Annotated in this window: 13 protein-coding genes and 1 tRNA gene; 9 read left to right on the top strand and 5 right to left on the bottom strand. The window is 51.1% G+C overall.

The genetic code is table 11. The features are described from left to right. The first annotated feature begins 162 nt into the window (after positions 1 to 162). Complete coding sequence (locus tag NGAR_RS12505) at positions 163 to 891, top strand: zinc-ribbon domain-containing protein (RefSeq protein WP_015020119.1); 729 nt, start codon at positions 163 to 165, stop codon at positions 889 to 891. Positions 892 to 893: 2 nt separating this feature from the next. Here the strand turns inward: NGAR_RS12505 and NGAR_RS19115 are convergent, their stop codons facing one another. Then, complete coding sequence (locus NGAR_RS19115; RefSeq protein WP_015020118.1) at positions 894 to 2,996, bottom strand: 4-hydroxybutyrate--CoA ligase; 2,103 nt, start codon at positions 2,994 to 2,996, stop codon at positions 894 to 896. An 85-nt stretch (positions 2,997 to 3,081) separates the two neighbouring features. Here NGAR_RS19115 and NGAR_RS17745 point away from each other — a divergent pair, with 85 nt between their 5' ends. Both NGAR_RS17745 and NGAR_RS12495 read left to right on the top strand, forming a co-directional pair. Next, entirely contained in the window at positions 3,082 to 3,255 is a 174-nt protein-coding gene (locus tag NGAR_RS17745) for a hypothetical protein (protein ID WP_015020117.1), read from the top strand. A gap of 81 nt (positions 3,256 to 3,336) precedes the next feature. Then, on the top strand, positions 3,337 to 4,659 hold the full coding sequence (locus NGAR_RS12495; protein ID WP_187147742.1) for a M20/M25/M40 family metallo-hydrolase: 1,323 nt from the start codon (positions 3,337 to 3,339) through the stop codon (positions 4,657 to 4,659). 9 nt (positions 4,660 to 4,668) lie between these two features. Here the strand turns inward: NGAR_RS12495 and NGAR_RS12490 are convergent, their stop codons facing one another. The 3 genes from NGAR_RS12490 to NGAR_RS17740 form a co-directional block, all read right to left on the bottom strand. After that, the gene (locus NGAR_RS12490; RefSeq protein ID WP_015020115.1) at positions 4,669 to 5,058 is read right to left on the bottom strand and encodes a response regulator; all 390 of its coding nucleotides are present in this window, start codon (positions 5,056 to 5,058) and stop codon (positions 4,669 to 4,671) included. An 11-nt stretch (positions 5,059 to 5,069) separates the two neighbouring features. Beyond that, positions 5,070 to 5,636, bottom strand: a complete 567-nt coding sequence (locus NGAR_RS12485; protein ID WP_228369179.1) for an MEDS domain-containing protein — start codon at positions 5,634 to 5,636, stop codon at positions 5,070 to 5,072. Positions 5,637 to 6,022: 386 nt separating this feature from the next. Beyond that, on the bottom strand, positions 6,023 to 6,193 hold the full coding sequence (locus tag NGAR_RS17740; RefSeq protein WP_015020112.1) for a hypothetical protein: 171 nt from the start codon (positions 6,191 to 6,193) through the stop codon (positions 6,023 to 6,025). Positions 6,194 to 6,813: 620 nt separating this feature from the next. Between NGAR_RS17740 and NGAR_RS18880 the strand changes: the two genes are divergently transcribed. Next, complete coding sequence (locus NGAR_RS18880) at positions 6,814 to 6,942, top strand: hypothetical protein (RefSeq protein WP_266190257.1); 129 nt, start codon at positions 6,814 to 6,816, stop codon at positions 6,940 to 6,942. Positions 6,943 to 8,111: 1,169 nt separating this feature from the next. On the opposite strand, the gene NGAR_RS12480 is transcribed toward NGAR_RS18880, so the two are convergent. Next, positions 8,112 to 8,186: transfer RNA gene (locus NGAR_RS12480), tRNA-Val, on the bottom strand. A gap of 117 nt (positions 8,187 to 8,303) precedes the next feature. On the opposite strand from NGAR_RS12480, the gene NGAR_RS12475 reads away from it, so the two are divergent. The 5 genes from NGAR_RS12475 to NGAR_RS12455 all read left to right on the top strand — a co-directional run bounded on the left by NGAR_RS12475 (position 8,304) and on the right by NGAR_RS12455 (position 13,415). Then, complete coding sequence (locus tag NGAR_RS12475) at positions 8,304 to 9,695, top strand: hypothetical protein (RefSeq protein ID WP_148681428.1); 1,392 nt, start codon at positions 8,304 to 8,306, stop codon at positions 9,693 to 9,695. A 22-nt stretch (positions 9,696 to 9,717) separates the two neighbouring features. Continuing rightward, the gene (locus NGAR_RS12470) at positions 9,718 to 10,026 is read left to right on the top strand and encodes a 4a-hydroxytetrahydrobiopterin dehydratase (protein WP_148681427.1); all 309 of its coding nucleotides are present in this window, start codon (positions 9,718 to 9,720) and stop codon (positions 10,024 to 10,026) included. Positions 10,027 to 10,146: 120 nt separating this feature from the next. Then, entirely contained in the window at positions 10,147 to 11,943 is a 1,797-nt protein-coding gene (locus tag NGAR_RS12465; RefSeq protein ID WP_148681426.1) for a thiamine pyrophosphate-dependent enzyme, read from the top strand. A gap of 92 nt (positions 11,944 to 12,035) precedes the next feature. Further along, positions 12,036 to 12,284: a hypothetical protein gene (locus NGAR_RS12460; RefSeq protein ID WP_015020107.1), complete on the top strand. Its 249-nt coding sequence runs from the start codon at positions 12,036 to 12,038 to the stop codon at positions 12,282 to 12,284. A gap of 72 nt (positions 12,285 to 12,356) precedes the next feature. After that, complete coding sequence (locus NGAR_RS12455) at positions 12,357 to 13,415, top strand: ABC transporter substrate-binding protein (RefSeq protein WP_015020106.1); 1,059 nt, start codon at positions 12,357 to 12,359, stop codon at positions 13,413 to 13,415. The last annotated feature ends 21 nt before the right edge of the window (positions 13,416 to 13,436 follow it).

Raw genomic sequence — 13,436 nt, 5'->3', positions numbered from 1 at the left:
GTCCAGCTTTTCAGCCCCTGCGTATATTAATTAATCATAAGAAAGCTTGTTCTTCCTGCCAGCAGATATAATAGTAATATAGCATTTTCATGCACTGAATCCCGCGCCGATTTGACATGATTTAAATAACTTGCACTTGAACTACCGGGCAGCATATTACATATGATGGCTGAAGACATGGCGCAGAAAAAGCTGCGCGGCTCGGGTGGTTACACTATCGCAAGGGTGACTGACGAGGAGCAGAAAAAGGGCAACCTCGGTGGCCCGGAACTGTTCCTTGCCGGCATAGGCAGGCTGGACGAGGACAGGTTCGTAAAATACTACTGCAACAAGTGTGAAAAAGAGTACGAAGGGGCGCCGGCGGTCCAGTACGAAAACCCAAACGAGGACCTTGGTGAGGGAGTCACGCTCATTGAAAAGGGCGAGTACAAGTGCAGGACGTGTGGTTCTACCATCGCGCAGTACCGCAAATTTGACGCGCCAGCAGTCGCCCAGCAGCAAGATCAGGTGCAGGCTCCAAGGGCCGAGCAGGCTACTTCTACTATTCCAGACCTCGCTGTTACTCCAGCAGTCGCCGCGGCGGCGACTGCAAACGATAGCTTTGTCCCAATACAGTCGCTCATAGGTATGTCTGCATACGACAGCGAGGCGATGCTGATAGGCAAGGTGGAACAGATCGGCCTGAGCAGGGAAGCCGGAAACGCCAAGATTACGCTCAAGATAGGCGACAGGCAGGTGTCGTGGGACGGCGTTTCAAAGATAGGCGACATTGTGCTCCTAAAGATGGCAGAGACCAGGGCAACAATGACTTCAGGCGGAAGGTGCCATGCGTGCGGCTACCAGAACGAGCCGGGCTCTGCGTTCTGCGCAGAGTGCGGAAGCAAGCTGTGACTCTACTTTAGTATTATTCTGGCGTCGACCACACGCGCGCCCTTGCCCTCTTCGAGCACAAGGAGCGGGTTGATGTCAAATTCTTTTATCTCTGGAAAGTCGACCACGAGCTGGGACAGCCGCTGGAGGGAATCCGAGATCGCCTTCAGGTCTGACGGTTTCTCGCCCCTTACGCCCTTTAGCAGCTTGATCGTCTTGATCGATTCGACCATCTTTGTCGCCTCGCGCTCGTCTATCGGTGCGACCCGGAAGACCACGTCCTTGAGCACCTCGACATAGATGCCGCCAAGACCGAACATGATCACCGGCCCAAATGTCGGATCCTGACTTGCGCCAAGTATCGTCTCCTTGGCTGACTTGACCATCTCTTGCACGAGCACTCCCTTTATCTTGGCGTCTGCCTTGTACTTTTTCGCGCTTTCAACTATCGACCTGAACGCTTGGCGCAGCTCGTCATCATTCTTGACCCCAACCTTGACGCCGCCGGCGTCAGACTTGTGGATAATGTCCGGTGATGCTATCTTCATGACGACAGGGTAGCCTATCTCCTTTGCAGCCCTTATGCATTCTTCTTCAGTGGTGCCAAGTATGCTCTTTGGAGTAGGAAAGCCGTAGGCCCTGAGTACCTCATAGCCCTCCTCCTCAAGGAGGTTGGTTCTCCCCTGCTTGCGGACATTGTCAAAGATGTACTTGACCTTGTTCTTGTCCTTGGCAAACTGGAGCATCGGCGCCTTTGTCGAGGCGGTGTCGACCCATTGTTTGAAATCGTACATCGCCTTGAGTGTCCTTATCGCCGGCTCTGAATATAGGTAGTACGGCACGCCGCCTTCGGACATTATCGCCCTGTTTTCTATTCCTTCGGCAAGCCCCATCAGCGAGGCAAGTATTGTCTTGTTTGGGAATTGTTTGGACATCTTGACAAGGACTCGGGCAAGGTCGTCGTAGTTCAGGGTGGCAGAAGGTGTGCACATGGTAACTACAGAGCCGACGTTTGGATGCGAAAGGACTAGATTCAGCACGTTTTCAAACCTTATATAGTCTGCATCGCCCACAATGTCCACCGGGTTTCTAGGCGACCCGTACGCCGGTATGACCTTGGCAATGTCGTCCCTGATTGACGAAATATCGGCCATCTTTAGCCCGTATCTTGAGCAGGCGTCGGTCGATATTATCGCGGGGCCGCCTGCGTTTGAAACAATGACCACTCCGCCGTCTGGCAGCGGCTGTTTTGAAAATGCGGTGGCAAGGTCGAACAGCTCGCCCATAGTGTCGACGCGGATGACGCCGCACTGGGCAAACGCCGCCTCATAGTTTGCGTCAGAGCCGCCCAGCGCGCCGGTGTGGGAGGCTGCCGCCTTGGCGCCTTCCGCCGTCCTGCCGGACTTTAGCACGATTATGGGCTTTCTCCTTTCGATCGTTATCCTCCTTGCGATGTCCATGAAGCGCCTTGCGTTGCGTATGTCCTCAAGATACATCACGATTACGCGTGTGTCCTGATCTTCTGCCAGCAACTCTAGCACGTCGCTTTCGTCCATGTCCACCTTGTTGCCCATGCTGATGACTTTGGAAAAGCCGATGTTCTGCGCCTCTGCATCCTCCACGGTGGCCGCGCAGATCGCGCCGCTCTGCGACACTAGCGCAATGCCCCCGTGCTTTGGAGTAATTTTCAGAAAAGTAGAATTCATCATGTTGTTTGCCGACAGGCTCATGATGCCAAGGCAGTTTGGGCCTATCACCCTGATGCCGTATTTTTTGGCGATTTCGCCAACCTCCTTTTCCAGCTTGGCGCCGGCCTCGTCCACCTCCTTGAACCCTGCAGAAACGATTATCGCGCCCTTGATCCCCTTCTTACCCACCTCTTCCATTACCGCCGGGGTGAACCTGCTTGGGGCAGCCACGACCGCAAGGTCCACAGATTCTGGGACATCAAGCACGCTCTTGTATGCAGTCAGACCGCTCACGGTCGGGTTTGACGGGGTGACAGGGTAGATCTTGCCCTTAAAGTGCTTTGCAATATTGTTAAAGATAGTCTTGCCCACGCCGGGTTTTTCCGAGGCCCCGATGACGGCTATAGACTTGGGAGCGAAGAAGATCGAGTTGGACATGGGGTGAAAAACGCCTTTGGGTGGTTATAAATGCATCATCCGAAGGATCGGTTATTTACCGGCTGCTGCAGCAATAATGCCAGTAATGGCAGGAATCGGCATGTGGCTGTTACTGGTGATACCGGCGATCGTTGCATTTGCCTTTGGCGCATGGGTATTTTACAGCATGGTCATTGACGTGTCAGAGCGAGATACCGGGGACGCTGCTCTGAGCAGGTGCGTCGAAGGGTGTGCGGCGCCGCCCCCGGGTCTGCGCTAGCTACTTAAAAGCAACCTTTATTTTCAATTGGAAAACTTCTACCACCCATTGAGCGCTATAAACGCAGTCGTAGACGCTGAAATGCCAGGGTTGATCTTGGACCTTCAGGCGCTTATCCGGCAGCCAAGCGTTTCTGCAAAAAAGCAGGGCTTGGTAGAGTGCGCCAACCTTGTTGCAGAAATTATGCACAAGGCCGGCATCAACTCTGAAGTGCTGTACCTAGACGACAAGAGCATCCCGCCGATAGTGTACGGCGAAGTAAAGTCCAAGTCAAACCCGGACAAGACGATACTGTTCTACAACCACTATGACGTGCAGCCTGAAGAGCCGCTTGAACTTTGGAATGACGAGCCCTTTAGCGGCAAGGTGGAGGGAAACTACATCTACGGCAGAGGCTCGGCAGACGACAAGGGAGAGCTGATAACGCGCATCAAGGCAGTCGAATATTTCTTGAAAAAGACAGGGGACGTGCCCTGCAACGTCAAGTTCATGGTGGAAGGGGAAGAGGAGATCGGGAGCGTGCACGTAGAGCAATACCTGACAAAATACCGCGACAGGCTCCTATGCGACGGCGTGATATGGGAGTTTGGCTACGTTGACGCAAAGGACAGGCCGATAATCAGCCTCGGCATGAAAGGTCTGCTCTATGTGGAGCTGATAGCAAGGGGGCCGGTGAGGGACACCCACTCGAGCCTTGCAGTGCTCATCGAAAACCCGGCGTGGCGCCTGGTTTCTGCGCTTGCCACGATGCGCGACCAGAACGGCAAGATCCTGATAAAGGACTGGTACAAGGAAGTCAGGGCTTTTACAAAGGAAGAGCTAGGCGTGATATCAAAGGAACCGTTTGACGAAAAAGAGTTCAAGCAGGAGTACGGCATAGATAGGTTCGTAAAGAACGCCAAGGGCGCGGACGTCAAAAAGGCCCTTGTTGGAATGCCCACCTGCAACATTGCCGGGTTCAACTCTGGTTATACTGGAGAGGGCGCCAAGACTGTCCTGCCGGCGCAGGCGACGGTCAAGATAGACTTTCGCCTTGTACCAGACATGGTGCCGGAAAAACAGCTTGAGCGGCTAAAGAGGCACCTGAAGCTGAAAGGCTTTGGAGACATTGAAGTGAAATTCATCCATGGTGAAGCAGCAGCAAGGACACCGATACGCGACCCGTTTGTCAGGCAGGTCCAGCAGGCAGCCAGAGAAACCTTTGGTTCGGCAATAACGAGCGTGTCTTCAGCCGGCACCGGCCCGATGTATTCCTTTGTAAAGGTACTCAAAGCACCCTGCATATCTATTGGCAGCACTTACATGTTCGCCCGCATCCACTCGCCAAACGAGTTTGCAAGGATCGATCTCTTGAACAAGACTACAAAGTGCATCGGCAGGATAGTGGAAAAGTTCGCAGGCTAGTCAGCAATGTCAGAGGCTCTTTTCTATCGTCGTGACCATCTCGCGCATCGACACTGGCTTTTGTATGATCTGGTCGACCCTGACTGAGGGCAGCACTTTCTCAAGTTCGGACTTGTGCATCTCAAATGCGGTCATGAGAAATATCCTGATCTCCGAATTTGCCGCTCTGACGCTCCTCGCAAACTTGAAGCCGTTCATTCCCGGCATCCGGATGTCTGACAGAACGATGTCATAGCTGGTTGAGTGCTGTTGAAAGTGCTCAAGAGCCAGAATCGAGTCGGTAAACCCTTGCACTTCAAAGCCCGATTTTTGCAGGGATGATTTAATGATTGCAAGAACGTCGGGCTCATCGTCAACCACAAGAACCGATTTTCTTGTTGTTGATGTTTGTGTGATCATGCAAGTCACCGCTAGCGCAAGGTCATGCTATGCTGGGAAGAGATGTCGTGTTTGTGAGACATGAACAACTCGTTCTCAAGCACAGAGCCGGGGTGTGGACAGATGATGGTGATCTTTAGATCGCCTTCCAGCCATTCAAGATATGTATTCTGCCACCACCGCTCGACAAACAGGCTTTCGTCAAACATTTTGTTCCTTGATAGCTCGTCTGCGCAGTCGGCCACGATAAGCACCTCGCCGGTCCTGCCAGAAGCGACTCTTTCCCGTACTATTTCTTCTACCAGCTCCTTGAAGTCCTTGAACGCCTCCAAATCACCGGCCAATACACGCTCGTAAAATGTCCTTAATTTTAGGATCAGCAGGTTGCCCTGATCAATATTTTTCCTGTAGTTCCTGATCTTTGACGATATCATGGAGATGTGCGACTCGTTGTCCGCATCGACGGAGGCGTAAATAACCAGTTGAGAATTCTTTAACCCATCGTTGATGTATCTTAGAGCCGCCTTGTTGCGAGCATCAAGGCTGTCGTACAAGAACATCACATGCTCGCCAGAAGATCTTTTGACCAAGTTTGGCATGGAAAAAATGTCGCGAAACGCGCTAATAAACAAACCCTATAAATGTTGCAGGCAATCATTTCACAAAAAGCCAAGCTTGAAAATCTGTCTGACTTCTTCAATCTTCTTTGCCGGTCTTGACTAGCTTGTGATGCTTTGCAAAATGATGTATTTCGGGCCAGCACAAGGCGCATAGCTCTTCATTGTCTAATGCGGGGCGCCGGCCGCAAATGATGCACGTCTTTTTCCGAAGAACTCTATCGAGTCTGCGCCTATCTATCATTTTATGTAACACAATGGCAACCCGAGCACAAAAGTTTATCGTCCGTGTCAAATTTGCCTGCAATGTTGGCGGCGCGATATCACGCTTTAGCAATCAATCAACGTTCATCCTAATGGCTCCAATGCTACCGCCAATTGGTGGTGCTAAAACCTATCTTGCGAATCCTGTTCTTGATGCTATCGATCGCGCTGTTGTGCTCTTTTAACAGGATATTGCTCTCTTTTAGCTCGGCCACTATTTCGCTGAGCAACCTCAAGATTTCTTCTTGATATTTTCGAGAAACTTCTGATGCCATGGGGCATTTGGTTCATTATGTTATTTAACATTGACAATAATTACAACAACAAAATGAAAAATCCTATAGTGCAAAGCGTGTGTCTACATGCACACGACTAGCTATTTGACATTATATAACATTGCTAGGTAAAATTGAAGAGTGTAGCTAGATTTTTCATGCAGATAGTCTAATAGCTGGCCTACAAAGTCTAGTCTGAATGATTGTGGTAACCGGCGGGTCTGTTGAAAAGCTGGACAAGGTATATTGCTGTCTGGTTTGCATAGAAGTTTTCTTGTTCAAATCAGACGTCGAAAATCATGAACGGATGCACGGTCATAAGGAAATGCGAATCTTGCCGTTGTCTTAAAACCTGCAGCGGCGAATTCCTGCAGCAATTTTCATGAAGTGAGCCGACAATTTTTGTTTGCATTTATGTTTTCAACCGAGCCAAAAATTAGGGTCAAATTGTTAGGGTTTCATGTGCCTGTGGGACGACTGGTTCTTCTCTACAGGCAAAAATCATGTTTAATAGAATAATCTTATAGAAGTAGCATTAGATGTCGTTTGTTTTAGGCACGAGCATACATATACACTTTGTCTTATCTCATGACACACGGATATGACATGTAGGTAATAGTGTGGCAGAATCAACTAAAAGAAGAAAGTATGGCGTTTGCCAGTTCTGCGGCGCGCATTTTATGCGGCCCGGCTCACTTGCGCTCTATATTCTGCACGAGCATGGCGACAAAATAGGCAGCGAGAAATAACGTTCATGTCTGTAGAATAATATTCTGTAACTAGCCTCTAATACAAGATAGCCGCTATATACACAATATGGCAAATGGTGTGCTAGTTATTCTAGCGGCTTCACTTTCATTTGCCTTACTGCCGCAAATAGCATTTACTGACGCGTATGCAAAATGGCCCATACATAACGCAGATCATATTCTGGGTCAGTTCATGATGCTCCTGATCGTACCGCTGGGCGTTGCCATTGTGGTTCTTGGCGTATGGGCAATGCGCGTTAGACAGGATCAAATTGTGTCAAAATAAATATGCATGCCATAAATGGCACTCTGGTCGATAATATGATAACAAACCTTCGAAGAATGACAAAAAGCCGTTTAAGTTTTGTCCGCGATAACGGCCATGCAGCGAAGGCGAGATAGAACCATTAAGCCAGTCGCCTCTGCTTACAAACCGGGGCCGATGAGTAAGGCTTTTGCAGAATTAAGAATCCAATCACTTTTAATTTCTATTCGTTCATCTTTTTTACAGCTGATTTAGTTCGGGCCCGAAAGCCCGCAAGGGTGAGTAAGGCTCTCTGTTATAAGAGATCTTGTAATTTTTTATATTTTTGAAAATGCATTTTTAATGCTTGCATTGGCTAGATATTTCTCTGTAAAATGCAAGCGGTGTCGTACTTTACTCGAAACCACCATAGGCCGAACGCTTGATGGCCAATCAGTAAAGACGCCGCAAAAAATACGTTGCCCGATGTGCCACTTTGTAGCAGTTTATTCGCCAGAAGAATTTTCAGTATGATAATCAGTTGAACATTTTTGCTGTTGTATCATAAGTAGTTTTTACTAGTCATGAGCATAGATGACAAGTTCTACATCTCGTGGCTGTTTTTGCCGCGTTGCATGACTGCTGAAAATGTGATGTGTGTGATGTCAGAGAAGTAACAGAAAAGTGCGGCCTGTGCTTTGATTGTCACTTTATGCACTGTCTTGGCGGGGTCGGCATTTGATTGAAAGATTGGACAAGATATTTGTATACAAAGCATGCGGCGCGCATTTTCTATTTGCTAACGACATTGAAGATCAGAAATGAATGCATGGGCATAAAGAAATTCATACCATGCCATTGAACTGAATAAACTAGCTTTTCGCCTGTCGAATTCATTTGATATATATATCAAGTATTTTGAAAGTGGGCAGCGGGTGATTTGAACACCCGACCACCGCTGTGTAAGAGCGGTATCATAACCGAGCTAGACCAGCTGCCCGCCATAGTTGCAATTTTCATAACCCTATAAATTGCAAGCGTTAGTGCTTTTGACCGAAGAAGTGAGCAACGCGTAAAATAACCAATATATACCGAAACACGATTTCCAAGTTTGGAAATGCCTGAGAGAAGAAAGATTCTCGCTTCCGTTCTGACACTTGCATTTTTTGTCACATTGATGATCTCTGCCCTCGCGCTGCCAAGCGCGTTCGCACACGGCGGTCACCAGCCGCCGCCTGCAGATTTCGGCGGCAAGAAGGCCAGCCTCTTTGTTTCACTTGAGCCGCTGGTTGTCACCACTTCGACCGACCCGGTTTACATCAACGCCCGGTTCTTTGACGAAAACACCAACGAGAACTTTAAGGAAGTGACATACAGGGTCTACTTCAAGAAGGACGGCAACGAGGTCCCGATCGTGACAGAAGGCGGCCAGTTTGGCGGCCAGGGATTCTTTTATGACCCAGAAGGCGACCTGCAGATCAAGATAGTTCCAAAGGACAGCGAGACTGCGGTGGCCAGAGGTGAGGCGGAGCCCCAGTTTGGCGGCATCTGGAACAGGGGCGGGCCGGTGGTAGTCGAAGGCCCCATCTTTACCGATCCGGGACTTTACAACCTTTTTGTAGAGATTTACACAGTTGGAACCACCAGAACGCAGGTAGAGCCTGTGCTCCAGTACGACGTGTGGGTGACTCCTGGCCGCGAAGAGGTGATAGACGTAGAAGGCCAGCAGATCAAGGTGAGGAACTATTACGGCGCGATCGATAGCTCCAACTATGACGAGGAGACAAAGACCATCGAATTTTCGATGCCGTTTGACTGGACGTCAGACATGCCGAGCAGGATAGGCATGCTTCACACCGAGGTGTTCATACCAAAGGCGCTTGCCGACTTTAACAAGCAATCGCTCAATGCTACCGTAAATGGCATCAGCGTCCCGGTGGCAGTAGACACGTACACACCGGAGAACACCATCGTGCACTTTACGATTTCAAAGCAGAACCTGATAAACATTGCTGAGAAGGTAAAATCGGAAAACCTGACGCCTGACAAGGCGGTGTTTGCCCTAAGCCCACCGACGACCGAAGTCAAGGTGGCGCAGGTCACGACCGACTCGCAAAACTACAAGGTGGCATTGACTTGGCCGGAGCAGGTATTCCCCGGACAGCCGGTGACGTTTGGCATCAGGGTGACTGACAAGTCTGACCAGCCGCTGTCTGCAGCGACGTACGAGCTTGTCATACTGGACAAGGACGGCAACGAAGTGACTCGCGCTGGCGGCGTGACCACTCCTGAAGGAGTCTCTTCGCAGGACATGACGTTTGCTTCACAGGGCTCGTTCACGGTGCGCGTCGACAAGATAAATGCCAGCAGCGAGTCCGTACAGTCGAGCCTGTCGGTAGTGCCCGAGTTCCCAGTAGGAATCGCCTCGATAGCAGCGGCGCTTGCAATAGGCGGAATAATAGTAGCGGCCAAAAGAATATCGCTCTTTGCCACCGGCAAGACGTATTAGATACGTCGCGCAACTTTATTTCATGTCTGAAGGAGAGGAAGAGGACTACCACAAGCTATCAGACAAGGAGATACAGCAGGAAGTGGGCAAGCTTGACGGCTGGAAGGTCGCCGGCGGCAAGGTGAACAAGACGTTTGAGTTTGACGATTTCGTGCAGGCGTTTGGCTTTATGACCAAGGTCGCAATGGAGGCTGAAAAGATGAACCACCACCCTGAATGGTTCAACGTCTACAACCGAGTCAAGATAGACCTTGTGACGCACGACGTCGGCGGCATCAGCAACTATGACATCAAGCTTGCAAAGACCATAGACAGGATCGCAAAGGGCTGATCGCATTGTGGCGCGCAGGGCAGCCGGCAAGAGCTGGTGCAGTCCTAGCTAGTTAGCATATATCCTTCCATGCCCGCATGTCAACTTAATAATATTTTATTAGGCATACATATATCGCATATGGTTGCAGAACAGGGAACAAAGACTGCCGAGATTGTGGCAGAGTCGCTGCTTGACTGGGGCGTAGATGTGATATTTGGCCTCCCCGGGGACGGCATCAACGGCTTTATCGAGGCGCTCCGACAGCGCAAGGACAGGATAAAATTTGTGCTGGTCAGGCACGAAGAGTCTGCCGCTTTTATGGCCTGCGCGTACGCAAAGTACACCGGCAAGCTGGGCGCGTGCGTCGCAACATCGGGGCCGGGCGCGATACACCTCCTGACAGGGCTGTACGACGCTAAGGCCGACAGCACGCCCGTGGTTGCCATAACTGGAAGTACGTACTCGGACATGATGGGATCGAACTACCAGCAAGACGTGAACCTGCTGCAGCTGTTCTCTGATGTCACAGTCTACAACAACATGATAAATAGCCCCGAGCACGCCGAGATGGCGGTAGACATTGCGTGCCGGAGCGCGATTTCAAAGCGCGGGGTCAGCCATCTTACGATCCCAATAGATGTCCAAGAGAAGCAGCGGAGCGGCAAGTACTCGCGCCACAAGGTGGCCGGCCACACGTCAGATGTCTTTTCCTCTTGTGTCATGCCAGACCCCGCCATTCTCCGCAAGGCGGCTGACATCCTTAACTCTGGCGAAAGGGTGGTGCTCCTCGTCGGTCAGGGGGCGCTTGGCGCCGGCGCCGAAGTGGAGGCAGTTTCAGAGATGCTGGGCGCCCCGATAGTCAAGGCGCTGCTTGGCAAGGCAGTGGTGCCAGACGACCACCCAAACAGCCTCGGCGGCATTGGCATGCTAGGCACAGAGCCTGCCACAGACGCGATGGAGCAGGCCGACACGCTGCTCATGGTCGGGACATCGTTCCCGTACATCGATTACCTGCCCAAGCCCGGCCGGGCAAGGGGAATCCAAATAGACCTGCTGCCAGAGAGGATAGGCCTGCGCTTCCCTGTGGAGGCGGGCTTGGTAGGCGACGCCAAGACTACACTTGCCGCGCTGATGCCGCTCTTGAAGAAAAAGGAGAACAGGGAGTTCCTGCGGTCAAGGCAGGACGCTATGAGAAGCTGGATGGACCTTCTCCGAGAGAGGAGCAGCAGAACTGACAGGCCGGTCAAGCCGCAGGTGGTTGCTGCCGCAGTGTCTGAAGAGCTGCAGGACGACGCGATAATCTCTGTCGACAGCGGCACCAATACCATCTGGGCTGCGCAGTATATCCAGCTCCGAAGGGGCATGAAGTTCTCACTTTCCGGCACGCTTGCTAGCATGGCCTGCGCTCTGCCCTACGCCATAGCGGCGCAGATTGCCTACCCCGAGAGGCAATGCGTCGCATTCGTGGGCGACGGCGGCTTTTCCATGCTGATGGCCGAGTTTGCCACGGCTGTACAATACAACCTGCCCATCAAGGTAGTGATAATCAAGAACAACATTCTTGGTATGATAAGGTGGGAACAGATGGCGTTCCTTGGCAACCCTGAGTACGGGGTCGAGTTCACGCCGATAGACTTTGCAGAATTTGCGGAGAGCTGCGGGGGCAGAGGATATTCCATAAACGAGCCGGCAGAGGTGAGATCGATCATAAGTCAGGCGATGGGTGAGAAGGAGCCCACGATAATAGAAGCTTATGTTGACCCGTTCGAGCCCCCGATGCCTCCAAAGGTGGACATGGATTTTGTCCGCAACCTTGCAGAGTCATTTGCAAGGGGGCAGCCGTACGCGCGCAGGATAGGGCTTACGCTCTTTCGCAATCAGGTGCACGAAACGCTGAGAGGCGTCCACTCGCACGACACTGAAGAAGCTGCGTGACCGCCGAACTGTGAACTAGGAGAAAATTTGCTTATGATTCCTCAAGCATAATCCACTACAATCATTATAAGATGTAATGCCGCCACAGTGGCATGATAAGCCCCGGCATACAGATGTTAGAGGTAGCTATAGGTATTAAGGACTCGCTTATGGCGGCCGGGTTCACGTCGATTGATTCGCTGCTGCGTTCAAACCCCACAGACATTGCCGCAGTGCTTGGCATAGAGATCTATGTGGCAAAGCTGATCATCGATGCGGCAAAGCGAGCTTCTGGGCGTGAAAGCAAGGTCGATGCAGCAGAAAGTAACAATAACGCGACAGCAGTAGCCGCCATGGACTAGTTTGCGTATAATTTCCGTTTTTTGCGTGATTAAAAGCAGTATTAAGTAGTAGCCATAATCATTACCGTAGTGATGCATAGCGGGGTAAAACTTGGTGTTGCAGGCGCGATAATCGCCGCGGTGGTTTTTACCTCAACGCCGTACTTTGGGTTCTCTGGCAATGACGGCTGCAATTTCAGCAATTTCGGCCAGTCAGATGTGTTGAGGATAGGATATTTCCCGAACATCAACCACGCCCAGGCAGTCATAGGGCTTGGCCGGGGCGACTTTCAGGAGGCTTTGGACGGCATCGAGGTAAGGACCCAGATATTCAATGCGGGTCCCGCGGTCATTGAAGCGCTGAATGCCGGCGCGATAGATGTAGCGTATGTTGGTCCCAACCCTGCGGTCAACGGCTATGTAGAATCCAATGGCTGCAACCTCCGGATAATTGCTGGCGCAGCCAGCGGTGGCGCGGTGTTTGCAGTCAGGGGCGACGCAGGAATTGATTCGGAAGCCGATTTTGCCGGCAAAAAGTTTGCATCCCCACAGCTTGGCAACACGCAAGATGTCGCACTGCGCAAGTACCTACTTGATCATGGCTATGAGACAAAGGAAAATGGAGGCAACGTGGAGGTATTGCCAGCAAAGAATGCAGACATTGTCACCTTGATGGTAAAGAAAGAGATCGACGGCGCATGGGTGCCGGAGCCTTGGGGTGCCAAGCTGATAAAGGAAGCCAATGCCAAGATACTTGTTGACGAACGCGACCTCTGGCCGGAAGGCGAGTTTGTGACTGCGCATGTTATTGTCAGGACAGATTATCTTCAGAACAACCCTGACACAATAAGAAAGCTGCTGGAAGCACACGTTGACGAAACCAACTGGATAAACGAAAACCCGGACGAAGCGATACAGGTATTCAACACTGAACTGGAAAAACTTACAGGTAAAACTATCCCGGAAGACGAGTTTGAAGAAGGGCTATCAAGGATGACGCTAACCTGGGACCCGATAAAGGAATCGCTGTTCCAGTCGGCCAACGATGCATTTGACATAGGGTTCCTAAGGGCAAGGCCGGATTCCGGGATCTATGACCTCGATCTTTTGAACCAAGTTCTTAGCGAAAGGGGGCTGCCAGAGATACAATGACGCAAAAAATGCACCTACATC

The organism is Candidatus Nitrososphaera gargensis Ga9.2 (genome assembly GCF_000303155.1).
GTDB lineage: Archaea > Thermoproteota > Nitrososphaeria > Nitrososphaerales > Nitrososphaeraceae > Nitrososphaera > Nitrososphaera gargensis.
This window is presented reverse-complemented; position numbering and strand designations above follow the sequence as displayed.

Bases quoted from the DNA above. Each gene is read 5' to 3' on its own strand.
- NGAR_RS12505 (WP_015020119.1), top strand. From the start codon at position 163: ATGATGGCTGAAGACATGGCGCAGAAAAAGCTGCGCGGCTCGGGTGGT.
- NGAR_RS19115 (WP_015020118.1), bottom strand. From the start codon at position 2,996: ATGTCCAACTCGATCTTCTTCGCTCCCAAGTCTATAGCCGTCATCGGG.
- NGAR_RS17745 (WP_015020117.1), top strand. From the start codon at position 3,082: ATGGCAGGAATCGGCATGTGGCTGTTACTGGTGATACCGGCGATCGTT.
- NGAR_RS12495 (WP_187147742.1), top strand. From the start codon at position 3,337: ATGCCAGGGTTGATCTTGGACCTTCAGGCGCTTATCCGGCAGCCAAGC.
- NGAR_RS12490 (WP_015020115.1), bottom strand. From the start codon at position 5,058: ATGATCACACAAACATCAACAACAAGAAAATCGGTTCTTGTGGTTGAC.
- NGAR_RS12485 (WP_228369179.1), bottom strand. From the start codon at position 5,636: ATGCCAAACTTGGTCAAAAGATCTTCTGGCGAGCATGTGATGTTCTTG.
- NGAR_RS17740 (WP_015020112.1), bottom strand. From the start codon at position 6,193: ATGGCATCAGAAGTTTCTCGAAAATATCAAGAAGAAATCTTGAGGTTG.
- NGAR_RS12475 (WP_148681428.1), top strand. From the start codon at position 8,304: ATGCCTGAGAGAAGAAAGATTCTCGCTTCCGTTCTGACACTTGCATTT.
- NGAR_RS12470 (WP_148681427.1), top strand. From the start codon at position 9,718: ATGTCTGAAGGAGAGGAAGAGGACTACCACAAGCTATCAGACAAGGAG.
- NGAR_RS12465 (WP_148681426.1), top strand. From the start codon at position 10,147: ATGGTTGCAGAACAGGGAACAAAGACTGCCGAGATTGTGGCAGAGTCG.
- NGAR_RS12460 (WP_015020107.1), top strand. From the start codon at position 12,036: ATGATAAGCCCCGGCATACAGATGTTAGAGGTAGCTATAGGTATTAAG.
- NGAR_RS12455 (WP_015020106.1), top strand. From the start codon at position 12,357: ATGCATAGCGGGGTAAAACTTGGTGTTGCAGGCGCGATAATCGCCGCG.